The organism is Gilliamella sp. B3367 (assembly GCF_026536825.1).
In the GTDB taxonomy this organism is placed as follows: Bacteria; Pseudomonadota; Gammaproteobacteria; order Enterobacterales; family Orbaceae; genus Gilliamella; species Gilliamella apicola_E.
Genome location: NZ_JAFNNJ010000003.1, coordinates 290,152 through 303,429, shown reverse-complemented (window position 1 = coordinate 303,429; position 13,278 = coordinate 290,152). Strand labels below are relative to the sequence as shown.

General features: G+C 38.1%; 9 protein-coding genes and 1 tRNA gene. 1 reads left to right on the top strand and 9 read right to left on the bottom strand.

Annotation, left to right across the window (positions count from 1 at the left end; genetic code table 11):
• Nucleotides 1-35: 35 nt before the first annotated feature.
• The 9 genes from infB to J3U23_RS07250 all read right to left on the bottom strand — a co-directional run bounded on the left by infB (nt 36) and on the right by J3U23_RS07250 (nt 11,747).
• Nucleotides 36-2,684 carry a translation initiation factor IF-2 gene (gene infB / locus J3U23_RS07290; RefSeq protein WP_267331030.1) on the bottom strand — a complete coding sequence of 883 codons (2,649 nt, stop codon included), beginning with the start codon at nt 2,682-2,684 and terminating at the stop codon, nt 36-38.
• A gap of 17 nt (nt 2,685-2,701) precedes the next feature.
• Nucleotides 2,702-4,177, bottom strand: coding sequence for a transcription termination factor NusA (nusA, locus tag J3U23_RS07285; protein ID WP_065563378.1), 1,476 nt, complete (start codon nt 4,175-4,177; stop codon nt 2,702-2,704).
• A 16-nt stretch (nt 4,178-4,193) separates the two neighbouring features.
• On the bottom strand, nt 4,194-4,655 hold the full coding sequence (rimP, locus tag J3U23_RS07280; RefSeq protein WP_065563377.1) for a ribosome maturation factor RimP: 462 nt from the start codon (nt 4,653-4,655) through the stop codon (nt 4,194-4,196).
• 185 nt (nt 4,656-4,840) lie between these two features.
• Nucleotides 4,841-4,917, bottom strand: a tRNA-Met gene (locus J3U23_RS07275).
• Between the two features lie 218 nt (nt 4,918-5,135).
• Entirely contained in the window at nt 5,136-5,942 is an 807-nt protein-coding gene (gene trpA / locus J3U23_RS07270) for a tryptophan synthase subunit alpha (RefSeq protein WP_267337732.1), read from the bottom strand.
• Nucleotides 5,939-7,132: a tryptophan synthase subunit beta gene (gene trpB, locus J3U23_RS07265; RefSeq protein ID WP_267338889.1), complete on the bottom strand. Its 1,194-nt coding sequence runs from the start codon at nt 7,130-7,132 to the stop codon at nt 5,939-5,941. The genes trpA and trpB overlap by 4 nt, the downstream gene beginning before the upstream one ends.
• Nucleotides 7,133-7,155: 23 nt before the next feature.
• A complete protein-coding gene (gene trpCF / locus J3U23_RS07260) occupies nt 7,156-8,538 on the bottom strand; it encodes a bifunctional indole-3-glycerol-phosphate synthase TrpC/phosphoribosylanthranilate isomerase TrpF (protein WP_065563374.1) in 1,383 nt (460 codons plus the stop codon).
• A 15-nt stretch (nt 8,539-8,553) separates the two neighbouring features.
• Nucleotides 8,554-10,185 (bottom strand): bifunctional anthranilate synthase glutamate amidotransferase component TrpG/anthranilate phosphoribosyltransferase TrpD, encoded by a 1,632-nt coding sequence (gene trpD, locus J3U23_RS07255; protein WP_065563373.1) that lies wholly within the window; start codon nt 10,183-10,185, stop codon nt 8,554-8,556.
• Nucleotides 10,185-11,747, bottom strand: a complete 1,563-nt coding sequence (locus J3U23_RS07250) for an anthranilate synthase component 1 (protein WP_267338888.1) — start codon at nt 11,745-11,747, stop codon at nt 10,185-10,187. The genes trpD and J3U23_RS07250 overlap by 1 nt, the downstream gene beginning before the upstream one ends.
• A 566-nt stretch (nt 11,748-12,313) precedes the next feature.
• Between J3U23_RS07250 and J3U23_RS07245 the strand changes: the two genes are divergently transcribed.
• A complete protein-coding gene (locus tag J3U23_RS07245) occupies nt 12,314-13,222 on the top strand; it encodes an SPFH domain-containing protein (RefSeq protein WP_065563371.1) in 909 nt (302 codons plus the stop codon).
• Nucleotides 13,223-13,278: the final 56 nt, after the last annotated feature.

Below are 13,278 nucleotides of genomic sequence, written 5' to 3'. Positions count from 1 at the left end.
AGGTTTATAAAAACCTTGCTTATTTAGCGTATTAACTAAATAGTACGCTGGATTTCGACAGTTTCAAAGACTTCGATAGTATCGCCAACGCGAACATCATTGTAGTTACGAACACCAATACCACACTCCATGCCGTTACGAACTTCGTTAACGTCATCTTTGAAGCGACGTAATGATTCAAGTTCGCCTTCATAGATAACCACGTTATCACGTAATACACGAATTGGGTTATGACGTTTAACTACGCCTTCAGTTACCATACAACCAGCGATTGCACCAAATTTAGGTGATTTAAATACATCACGCACTTCAGCAAGACCAATAATCTCTTGCTTGTATTCTGGAGCAAGCATACCGCTCATGGCTTGTTTAACTTCATCAATTAAGTCATAAATAACTGAATAGTAACGTAAATCTAAGTTTTCAGCTTCAACAACTTTACGCGCTGAAGCATCGGCACGAACATTAAAACCAAGGATAATAGCATTAGATGCTGCTGCAAGTGATGCATCAGTTTCGGTGATACCACCTACGCCTGAACCAATGATTTTAACTTTAACTTCATCTGTTGATAGTTTAAGTAATGAATCAGAAATTGCTTCAACCGAACCTTGTACGTCAGCTTTAAGGACGATATTAAGTTCAGATACGTCACCTTCAGTCATGTTAGTAAACATGTTTTCAAGTTTCGCTTTTTGTTGACGTGCAAGTTTAACATCACGGAATTTACCTTGACGATATAAGGCAACTTCACGAGCTTTCTTTTCATCACGTACAACTGTTGCTTCATCACCTGCTGACGGTACACCTGAAAGACCTAAAATCTCAACCGGAATTGATGGGCCCGCTTCGGTAACTTCTTTACCTAATTCGTTGCGCATTGCACGAATACGACCATATTCAAATCCACATAATACGATATCACCTTTACGTAAGGTACCTGATTGAACAAGTACTGTAGCAACAGAACCACGACCTTTATCAAGGAATGATTCGATAACGACACCGCTAGCCATACCTGATTCATAAGCAGTAAGTTCAAGTACTTCTGCTTGTAATAAAATCGCTTCAAGTAGTTGGTCAATTCCCGTACCAGCTTTTGCTGAAACATGAACGAACTGAGTATCACCGCCCCAATCTTCTGACATCACGCCATATTGAGCAAGTTCACCTTTGACACGTTCCGGATCGGCTTCTGGCTTATCAATTTTGTTTACTGCAACAACAATTGGTACATTTGCCGCTTTCGCATGTTGAATCGCCTCAATTGTTTGTGGCATCACACCATCATCAGCTGCAACAACTAATACCACGATGTCGGTTGCTTTAGCACCACGAGCACGCATTGATGTAAATGCAGCATGGCCTGGAGTATCTAAGAATGTGATTTCTCCGCTTGAGGTTTTAACATGGTAAGCACCGATGTGCTGAGTAATACCACCAGCTTCGCCTGAAGCAACTTTTGCTTTACGAATATAGTCAAGTAGTGAGGTTTTACCATGGTCAACATGGCCCATGATAGTCACAACAGGTGCACGAGAAACTTTTTCTGCACCAGTATCACGGTCGCTCATTAGTGATTCTTCAAGTTCGTTTTCACGACGAAGTACCACTTTGTGTCCCATTTCTTCAGCAACAAGTTGAGCGGTTTCTTGGTCGATAACCTGATTGATGGTTGCCATTGCACCCATTTTCATCATGGTTTTGATCACTTCTGAACCTTTTACTGCCATTTTGTTAGCAAGTTCGGCAACAGTAATGGTTTCACCAATAACCACATCGCGGTTAATTGCTTGTACTGGTTTAGTAAAGCTTTGTTGTAACGTACTTTTGCCTTTCTTCTTGTGGCTACTACGCGTTACGGCACGCGCTTCTTCACGTTCTGCTTTACCTTCTGATAATTTGCTCGATTTTTTCTGTTTAGTCTGTTTACTACCGCGTCCACGACCACGACCACCTTCAACTTCACGGTCGGTATCATCTTCAGCTGCACGAGCATATTTAGATGTAGTGACATGATAATCATCATCATCACTGTTATCTGTTTCATCACTATCGTTATATTGTTCAGCAAGTTTGCGCGCTTCTTCCGCCATACGTTTGGCTTCTTCTTCAAGTTTACGACGGTTTTCTTCTTCCGCTTTACGCTTGATTTCGTTTGCTTCGGCTTCTAAGCGAGCTTTTTCTTCTTGCGCTTTTTTCACTTTTGGATCAGCTGCTTGTTCTTGAGCAACTTTCGCTTTTTCTTCTTGATTGCGTTTTTTAGCTTCGGCTTCTTCGCGTTTCTTCTGCTCTTGAGCCTCTTGTTTAGCTTTTTCTTCAGCCTCTTTACGTGCTTTCAATTCAGCTTCTTGTTTCGCTTTTTGTTCCGCTTCAAGACGCGCTTTCTCTAATTCAGCAGGATCTTGTTTCACGATAGTGCGTTTTTTACGAACTTCAACTTTGATTTCTTTACTTTTGCCACCACCGCTTGACACATTTAGTGTTGAATGTGTTTTACGTTGTAAAGTTAATTTTGTTGGGCCTTGCTGAGGTTTTAAATGCGCAAGCAAAGCTTCTTTTTCCTTTTGAGTAACAGTATCTGATGCAGTCTTTTTCATTCCGGCATCAGCAAACTGTTGCAAAAGTGTTTGCACTGGTGTATTTATTTCTTGAGCCAGTGTTTCGATTGATACTTTGGTCATGTATAACTTTCCCTCAATTATTCATTTGCAAACCAACAAATATTACGGGCAGCCATAATAAAATCGCCAGCTTGTTTGCTTGTTAAACCTTCAATGTCTGTAAGATCATCTGTACCTTGTTCAGCTAAATCTTCTAGAGTCACAATATCTTGTTGTGCTAATTGATAGGCTAATTCTTGTGTCATACCTGGTAGATCTAATAGATCTTGTGCAGGTCGTTTATCACCACTGTGAGCAAGTGCGATAGTCGTTAAGGCATCTTTTGCTCGATTTCTTAATGCATCAACCAGTTCTTCATCAAGTTCTTCAATTTCAAGTAACTCATCTACTGGTACGTAAGCAAGCTCTTCAAGTGAAGTAAATCCTTCTTCAACTAAAAGTTGTGCAAGATCTTCTTCAATATCTAAATGTTTCATTAGGTTATTGATTGCTGCGAAAGATTCTGCTTGGTGTTTTTCTTGAAGATCTTCAGTACTCATGACGTTTAACGTCCAACCAGTAAGTTGTGATGCTAAACGGATATTTTGTCCATTACGGCCGATAGCTTGCGGTAAGGTATCGGCATTAACGGCAACATCCATAGTGTGTTTGTCTTCATCAACTACGATAGATACTACATCGGCTGGTGCCATAGCATTAATAACATATTGAGCTGGGTTATCATCCCATAAAACAATATCAATACGTTCACCACCAAATTCATTCGAAACAGCTTGAACGCGAGCACCTCGCATGCCGACACATGCACCAACAGGGTCAATACGGCGGTCATTACTGCTAACAGCAATTTTAGCGCGAGAACCTGGATCACGAGCAACACCTTTGATGTCGATCATCTCTTCGCCAATTTCAGGTACTTCTATACGGAATAGTTCTTCCATCATTTCAGGATTTGAACGACTAACACAGAGTTGTGCTGGTTTATTATCTTGTTCTACAAGATATAAAATACCTCGAACACGGTCACCAATTCGGAAGTTTTCACGTGGTAACATATCATGGCGAGACATCATTGCATCAGCGTTATTACCTAAATCAAGGATAACACTATCACGGTTGGTCTTTTTAACAATACCCGTTACGATATCACCAATTCGGTTTCTAAACATGTCAATAACCATAGCACGCTCAGCTTCGCGTACTTTTTGAACGATGACTTGTTTAGCTGTTTGTGTTGTAATGCGGTCGAATGCGACTGATTCAATTTGTTCTTCAACATAGTCACCTACTTTTACATTAGGATCTTCAAATTGAGCTGCTTCCAATGTGATTTCTTTAGTAGGTTGAGTCACTTCATTAACCACTAACCAACGGCGGAACGTATCATAATCACCCGTTTTGTGGTCAATTTTTACGACAACATCTATATCAACAGTATGTTTCTTTTTAGTGGCCGTTGCTAACGCGGTTTCTAGCGCTTCGAAAATTTTGTCACGTGTAAGTGCCTTTTCATTAGATACCGCTTCAACAACAGCTAAAATTTCTTTATTCATCCTTTACACCCGTACTCTATTTAAGGTTAAAATTAGGTACAATATTCGCCTTTTGTATATTACTAAAAGCAAACACTTCATCATTTTCATCCACGATTAATGTAATCATTTCATTATCAATGGATTTAATCTTTCCTTTCCACTTGCGGCGATTGGCAACAGGAATACGCAAACTTATTGTGACTTCTTCACCAATAAAACGTTGGTAATGTTCAAGCGTAAACAAAGGTCGATCCATACCTGGTGAGGAGACCTCAAGATTGTAAGCATCTTTAATTGGGTCTTCTACATCAAGTACCGCACTAATTTGTCGACTAACATCAGCACAATCATCAACGGTAATACCATTTTCACTATCAATATATACGCGCAAAACTGGGTAACGACCACGAATGTATTCAACCCCAACTAGCTCAAAGCCAAGTGCATTAACAGGCTCTTGGATGATTTCGGTCAATTGCTGTTCTAAATTAGCCAAACAAACCTCCACTGCAGAAAATAAAAAAGGGCATAAAGCCCAACATTCCTTTTAAACTAACGTTTAAATCATATAAAAAAACCCCGACAAGCGAGGCTACATATAAAACATAATATAATGAAGCCACTTGATTCGAACTTTCAGACAATAAAAATAGGATAGATTAATATGAATGAAAATTTAAGTGGTTGCGGGGGCTGGATTTGAACCAACGACCTTCGGGTTATGAGCCCGACGAGCTACCAAGCTGCTCCACCCCGCGATAGATGGCTGAAGATTATACTGTATTTTGTAAAAATTGCAACCCAAAATCATATCAGAATTCACAAAAAGCTTAAAGTTATTGAAACTAAGGGGCTATGATTTTTAACTGGTGAACAATTATGATTAATCTATAGTTAGGTTTTATATATGTATAATTATTCGTTTTTCAAGTGAATTAATCCGCCTAATATTCAGCGGATTAATCATTGGTTAATGTTACTTTTGCGTTGCTGCTTTCATGGTTTTAACGAAAGTTGATAATTCACTCAGCATTTTGTCTGGATTATTAAGATTGTTTTCAATGATTTTAACCGTTGCCGATCCAGCAATAGCTCCCGCTGCACCCGATTTAATTGCTTCACTAACTTGAGCGGGTTCTGAAATACCAAAACCTTGAATTGCTGGTGGTGCTTTAAATTCAGTTAGTTTTTCGAGTAAATGAGTGAGTGGTTTATTAGCACGGTTTTCTGTACCGGTTACTCCTGCTCGTGATACTAAGTAAGTATAACCTTTGCCTCGTTTAGCAATATTTTCAATCACTTCATCGTCCGCATTAGGTGGACAGATAAATATTGGTGCGATGCCATGTTTTTCAGCAGCACCCGTAAACTCTTCGGCATACTCTACAGGTAAATCAGCAATTAATACTGAATCCACCCCTGCTTTAGCACACTTCGCATAGAAGTTATCAATACCATTTTTAAATACTAAATTGGCATAGATTAATAATCCAACTGGAATATCAGGATTGTTTTCCCTGATTTTGGTTAAGATTTCGAAGCATTTTGCAACGGTTATGCCACCATTAAAAGCACGAATATTAGCATTTTGTATAGTTGGACCATCTGCCATTGGGTCAGAAAAAGGAATGCCTAGTTCTAACGCATCAGCCCCTGCATCAATCATTGTTTGAATAATTTGATAGGAAAGCTGTGGATTAGGGTCACCAACTGGAACAAAAGGAACAAATGCACCTCGTTTTTCGACTGTTAAGCGGTCAAACAGTTTTTGATAACGGCTCATTCTATTTCTCCTTTTGCTTTTAATACATCGTAAACCGTAAAAATATCTTTATCGCCACGACCTGATAAATTGACAATTAATAGTTGTTCTTTGTTTGGATTTTCTTTAATCATCTTAAGTGCATAGGCTAAGGCATGAGATGACTCTAAAGCCGGAATAATTCCTTCATTGCGTGATAAGGCCTGAAACGCTTCAAGCGCTTCATCATCAGTGATAGAGACATAATCTGCCCGACCAATACTATCTAAATAAGCGTGTTGAGGTCCAACAGCTGGAAAATCAAGGCCTGCAGAAATCGAATAAGACTCTTCAATTTGGCCTTCATCAGTTTGCATCATTGGGGCTTTCATACCGAAGTAAATACCGAGTTTACCATGTTTAAGTGATGCACCATGTTCGCCACTTTCGATGCCATGGCCTCCTGGTTCAACCCCAATTAATTTTACTGACTTATCATCAATAAAATTAGCAAACATCCCAATTGCGTTTGAACCGCCACCAACACAAGCGATGACAGCATCAGGTAATCGACCCTCTTTTTCCAAAATTTGTTGTTTTGCTTCACGGCTAATTATTTGTTGGAATTCACGCACTATGGTCGGGAATGGGTGCGGTCCAGCAGCTGTACCTAACATATAGTGAGCGGTTTCATAACTACCAGACCAATCTCGCAATGCTTCATTACAAGCGTCTTTCAAGGTTGCAGAGCCGGTTTCAACCGGAATAACTGTTGCCCCCATGAGTCGCATTCTAAATACGTTCGGAGCTTGGCGTTTAACATCTTTAGCCCCCATATATATTCGGCATTTTAAACCCAATAATGCACACGCCAATGCTGAAGCAACGCCATGCTGACCTGCGCCAGTTTCGGCAATAATTTCAGTTTTACCCATTCTTTTAGCGAGTAATGCTTGGCCTAATACTTGATTAGTTTTATGCGCACCACCGTGAACTAAATCTTCACGTTTTAGATATAGTTTTGTTTTGGTCCCTGCGGTAAGATTTTTACACAGTGTTAATGCTGTCGGGCGACCAGCGTAGTTAACCAAAAGATCGTTAAATTCTTTTTGAAAACTTGGATCGTGTATCGCCGATATAAAAGCATCCTCAAGTTGTTCAAGCACAGGCATCAATATTTGTGGCACATATTGACCACCAAATTTGCCAAAATAAGGATTTAATTTAGACATAACCATTCCTTTAATGTAATCAGTTAAATTTGTTCAAATACTAATTTGATTTTTTGTTTATCTTTAATTCCTGGTGAAACTTCAACGCCCGAATTAAGGTCAACACCAATAACATCGGTAGTGAGCGCCTCACTCACATTTTGTGGGTTAATACCACCAGCCAAAATGACATTACTTAAATCTTTGTCACGTAAAAGTGACCAATCAAAACTTTTACCTGTTCCACCGGCACCATTATCAAATATGTAACGTGATACTAGTGGGTTATCATGATTTGGGATGTTATCGCTAATACTTAACGCTTTCCAGATCTGACAGGTTGAGGGTAATTTTTGGCGAAGTGTTTTGATATAGTTATCATCCTCATGACCATGCAATTGCACTGCATAAAGTGATAGTTGTTTAGCTATTTCGCATACTTCATCTATATCACTATCTTTAAAAACACCAACCCAATTCAAGGGTGCCGATGCGATAACACTACGCGCTTTAGTCGGTGTTATATATCTTGGTGATTTAGGCACAAAAATTAATCCACCATAAACCGCACCAGCTTGGTAGACGGTTATTGCATCCTGTGGTTGGGTTAAGCCACAAACTTTATTTTCACCTAGCATTACTTTACGGATAGCTAAGGTTAAGTTTGGCTCAGACATAAGTGCACTACCAATTAAAAAACCGTTAGCATAATGGCTAAGATCTTTAACTTGATTGTGCGTATAAATACCTGATTCACTAATAATGATTCGATCATCAGGGATTGTTTTTGATAAAGTTTTTACCCGATTGAGATCAACCGACAGATCGCGTAAATTACGGTTATTAATACCAATCACTTTAGCGCCAAGTTTGATAGCTCGTTCAACTTCTTGTTCGGTACTCGCTTCCGTCAGTACCCCCATATTAAGTTGGTGAGCAACTTGGCTTAAGTGGCGATATTCATCATCATTGACTACCGATAACATTAACAAGATGGCATCAGCCTGATAATAACGTGCTAAGTAAATTTGATATTCATCGATAATAAAGTCTTTGCAAAGTACGGGTTGGGTGACTTCATTACGTACTATTGGTAAAAACTCAAAACGACCTTGAAAGTATTTTTCGTCAGTTAAAACTGAGATTGCCGAAGCATAATCTTTGTAAACTTTGGCTATACTTGCTGGGTCAAAATCATCTCGAATTAATCCCTTGGATGGCGATGCTTTTTTACATTCTAAAATAAATACCGTTTTCGGTTGATTTAACGCTTGGTAAAAATCACGATCACTAGGTACGACTTTATTTTTAAAATTAGCCAGTGGATTTTTAATTTGTTGCTCGGCAAGCCATAGCTGTTTATCTTCAATGATCTTTTTTAAGACCGTTGCCATTTCAACATTTTCAGTTAATGCTGCAATTGCCATCTTATTCTCCACTCATTATCTTGCTGCTAACTTTTGTAATAGCTCATAAGCTTTACCGCTACGCATTAATTCTATTGCACGCTTAGCATTTTGTTTTAAGTCTGGTTCACCAAATAGGCTAATTAACATCGCCACATTTGCAGCAATAGCTGCTTCATGCGCTGGTTTACCATGTCCTTGTAAAATCGCTAACAATAAATCACGATTCATTTCTGGTGTTCCACCTTCAATATCTTTCAAAGTATATTGCTGTAGACCAAAATCTTCTGGTGTCAAAGTAAAATAGCGAATTTCGCCATTTTTTACTTCGGCAACTTGAGTTTCGCCATGAATAGCGACTTCATCCATCCCTGAGCCATGTACCACATAAGCATGGGTATAGTTTAACATTTTTAATGTTTCTGCAATCGGTTTTATCAAATCAGGATGATAAACACCAAGTAAAATACGTTTTGGTCGTGATGGATTAATCAACGGCCCAAGAACATTAAAAATCGTTCGTGTTTTAAGTTGCTGACGTACTGGTGCAGCATGGCGAAATCCTGAGTGATATTGCTGAGCAAACAAGAAACACACACCTAATTCATCAAGCGCTTTTCGAGATGCTTCCGCTGACATGTTTAGTTTAATACCTAAAGCGGATAAAACATCTGATGATCCTGATTTGCTCGACACACCACGGTTACCATGCTTAGCAACTTTATACCCTAATGCCGCAGTAACAAAAGCACTGGCTGTAGAGATATTGATGCTGTTAGTTCCATCTCCACCAGTCCCAACGATGTCGGTAAAATCATAATCAGGCACTTCAAATGGATCAGCATTTTCAAGTAAGGCCTGAGCTGCTCCGGCAATTTCATCAGGTTTTTCACCCCGAACTTTCATACTAATGATAGCGGTTGCTAGTACCGTTGGTTCTATTTTACCTTGAATAATTAAATTAAACAGTATTTTACTCTCTTCTTGAGACAATACTTGCCCTAAGTACAATTTATTTAAAATCGGTTGAATATTGTATTCTTGCTTATCAACAATGGCTTCTTGTTTTGCTTCTGGCTGTTTTTGTGGTGGATTCAGTGCCCATTCAATGGTTTGTTCTAATAATTTTACCCCTTGAATCGTTAAAATTGATTCAGGATGAAATTGAAAACCGCAAACCCGATCTTGGTCATTACGTACTGCCATAACGATGTTATTACACATGGCATTGACGGTTAATGTTTTCGGTATGTTTTCACCTTTTAATGAGTGATAGCGCGCGACCGGTAATGGATTGGGTAAGTCTTTAAACATCGCTTGCCCATCATGTTCAATTAATGAAGCTTTTCCATGTAAAATATCGCCCGCAGGGACAATCATACCACCATAAGATTCAACAATCGCTTGATGTCCAAGACAGATACCAATGATCGGTAATTTACCTTTTAAACGTTTAAGTAATTCAGGCATTGAACCTGCTTCACTCGGTGCTCCAGGTCCTGGTGATAACATTAGGATAGGATTTTGCATTTGTGATAATTTTTCGATGATCACATCAGCTGGAATTGTGTTGCGATAAATTGTCACGTTATGTTGATTGTGACGTAACTGATCGACTAAGTTATAAGTAAACGAATCAACGTTATCAAGAAATAAGATATTAGCCATTAGAATACACCTTCTACATTATGTGCTGCCATAATCGCGCGAACAACAGCACGTGCTTTGTTACGTGATTCATCCGATTCTGCTTGTGGTTCTGAATCTAAAACCACGCCACATCCAGCTTGTACGGTTGCAACACCATCTTCCACATAAGCACTGCGAATAACGATACAAGTATCAAGATCACCATTGGCAGTAAAATATCCAACTGCCCCACCATAACTACCCCGTTTTATTTTTTCCGATTCGGCAATTAACTGCATTGCCCTAACTTTTGGCGCTCCAGTTAATGTTCCCATGTTCATGGTAGCTTGATAAGCATGTAGTGCATCAAGATCTTGACGTAGTTGACCAACAATTCTTGAAACTAAATGCATAACGTAAGAATAACGATCAACTTTTAATAACTCTTTGGTATATCGCGTCCCTGGCTGACAAATTCGAGCTAAATCATTTCGTGCTAAATCGACCAACATTAAATGTTCAGCTAACTCTTTTTTATCGGTGCGCATTTCCAACTCTAATCGACTATCCAAATCGTAATCAATCTCGCCATTAGTGTTTAAACCACGTGGGCGAGTACCAGCAATTGGATAAATTTCAACTTGATTATTGGCTTTATTATATTTGAGTGCACTTTCAGGTGAGGCACCAAATAAAACAAAATCCTCGTCTTGCATATAAAACATATAAGGGCTTGGATTATTATTTTTTAAGACTTGATATGCAGATAATGGTTGAGGACAAGGTAATGAAAAACGTCTAGATGGAACAGCTTGGAAGATTTCACCTTGTTGAATCGCATCTTGCATTTTCTTAACAATGGTATTGAAATCATCATCACTCTTATTACAAGCAACATCCATTTCAGCCAACGATTGCCTTTTAATTGTGCTCATTGGTTGATTGAGTTTATTTTGTAATTCATCTAATCGTTGATTTAAGCGTGTAACTTCATCAGGACAAGAAGTAAAGGCCGTTGCTTTTAATAATGAAACGCGATCTTTGTGATTAATTTCCAATAAAGTTTCAGCTAAATAAAAACGAAAATCTTGGCAACGTTGTTCAGTTGGTAATATTGGTAAATGTTCAAAATTTGTCACTAAATCATACGCAAATAATCCACCAACAAAAACGGCATCTGAACTCGCTTTTTCGGGAATATTAACGATATTTAATAATGTTCTTAATGCATCAAAAATCGATAATGACTTCAAGCGAGAATCTTCATCTTGCAAACCATCAATGGGTGGAAACACTAACTTAAGATTATGTTCATCTATTTTTGTTTTAGTGACGTTATCAGGAAATGCTTGCTCTAACAAAGGTAATAATTTTTGCCCGTTGCTGGTTAAAGCTTGAAAAGTCACTTCGTTGTTTAGGGCCGAAATAGTTAAAGCGCTATCAATGATCATTACGCTTTTAATCCCTTGTTTATTATCAATTTCGGCAGATTCAAGCAACAATGTTGCCGGTTTATTATCACAAAGTTGATAAAATACCTGAGTCGGATCCTGATAATAACCAATGGTTTTGATTATTTGTGTTAATGTAGGCTTATTCATTGTTGACTCTCTTTATATAAAATTATTTTTTATCTTTTTTTTAAACTAAAAAACCCGCATTTAGCGGGTCTTGCGAAAAAAGGACATCATCACATCACCCGCAGAAAGTGATGCGCCACCAACTCAAAACAGTAGTTTTTTTATAGTGAGTTATAGGATTTTGATGATTTATCATTATTATATCTGCTTAAAAAAGATGTTGTACTATTAAACTAGTTCATTAGTGTGTTGTCAAGCGAATATTTTATATTCAATAAATAAAATTAGCCTTTATAAAAAATAGGTTTATTTAGACTCATTTTTTAAATTAATGACATTGATGATTGAACGATTTTAACCTATATGATTTCAGACCAGCGAATAAAGCAGTGCTCAATAACTTAATGATGAAATTAAAATCGAGGAGCAAGATTGATCTTTTCAAGATAATTTTCTACGTTGCCGTATTTAACAAATGATCTATTAGGTTGTTTTGATTTCAAATGGTTAAAAACTAATAGTTTGTCAAATATTCTAATACCAATTAGAATAATCAATACATTAATAAAATTTAGAGATTTTGATATATGCCTATATTTTATATTCTTATTGCGATAATAGTTTTATTAGCTATCGTAACCGTTTTTAAAGCTATTACCATTGTTCCACAAGGATACCAATATACCATCGAGCGTTTTGGTAAATACACTCATACGCTTGAGCCTGGCTTAAACATCATTATCCCATTTATGGATGGTGTGGGTCGCAAAATTAATATGATGGAACAAGTTCTTGATATCCCATCTCAAGAAGTTATTTCTAAAGATAATGCGAATGTACAAATTGATGCGGTTTGCTTTATTCAAGTACAAGAAGCTGCAAGAGCTGCTTACCAAGTTAATCAACTTGAGCGTGCGGTTATTAATCTGATGATGACAAACATTCGTACTGTACTTGGTAGTATGGAACTTGATGAAATGTTATCACAACGTGATCACATCAACTCAAAACTTCTTAGCATTGTTGATGATGCAACTAGCCCTTGGGGAATTAAAATTACCCGTATCGAAATTCGTGACGTTCGCCCACCAGCAGAACTTATTGCAGCCATGAACGCGCAAATGAAAGCTGAACGTAACAAACGTGCTGAGATCCTTGAAGCAGAAGGTATCCGCCAAGCGGCTATTTTACGCTCTGAAGGTGAAAAACAGTCAGAAATATTAAAAGCAGAAGGTGAAAAACAAGCTGCATTTTTACAAGCAGAAGCGCGTGAACGTGCTGCCGAAGCCGAAGCAAAAGCTACACAAATGGTTTCAGAAGCGATTGCTGCTGGTAACATTAATGCGATCAACTACTTCGTTGCTCAAAAATATACTGAAGCTTTACAACAAATCGGTGCTTCAGATAACAGTAAAGTAGTGATGATGCCACTAGATGCTTCTAGCTTAATGGGTAGCATTGGCGGTATTGCAGAATTAATTAAAAACTCTAAATAATTTGCTTTAGTGAAACAATTCTTCCTAATCTAATTAGGAAGATATTATATTTCAAT

What these genes read in the sequence shown, in the direction of transcription:
- trpD (WP_065563373.1), bottom strand. Translation starts at nt 10,185, where the DNA reads ATGGCTAATATCTTATTTCTTGATAACGTTGATTCGTTTACTTATAAC.
- J3U23_RS07245 (WP_065563371.1), top strand. Translation starts at nt 12,314, where the DNA reads ATGCCTATATTTTATATTCTTATTGCGATAATAGTTTTATTAGCTATC.
- infB (WP_267331030.1), bottom strand. Translation starts at nt 2,684, where the DNA reads ATGACCAAAGTATCAATCGAAACACTGGCTCAAGAAATAAATACACCA.
- trpB (WP_267338889.1), bottom strand. Translation starts at nt 7,132, where the DNA reads ATGTCTAAATTAAATCCTTATTTTGGCAAATTTGGTGGTCAATATGTG.
- nusA (WP_065563378.1), bottom strand. Translation starts at nt 4,177, where the DNA reads ATGAATAAAGAAATTTTAGCTGTTGTTGAAGCGGTATCTAATGAAAAG.
- trpA (WP_267337732.1), bottom strand. Translation starts at nt 5,942, where the DNA reads ATGAGCCGTTATCAAAAACTGTTTGACCGCTTAACAGTCGAAAAACGA.
- trpCF (WP_065563374.1), bottom strand. Translation starts at nt 8,538, where the DNA reads ATGGCAATTGCAGCATTAACTGAAAATGTTGAAATGGCAACGGTCTTA.
- J3U23_RS07250 (WP_267338888.1), bottom strand. Translation starts at nt 11,747, where the DNA reads ATGAATAAGCCTACATTAACACAAATAATCAAAACCATTGGTTATTAT.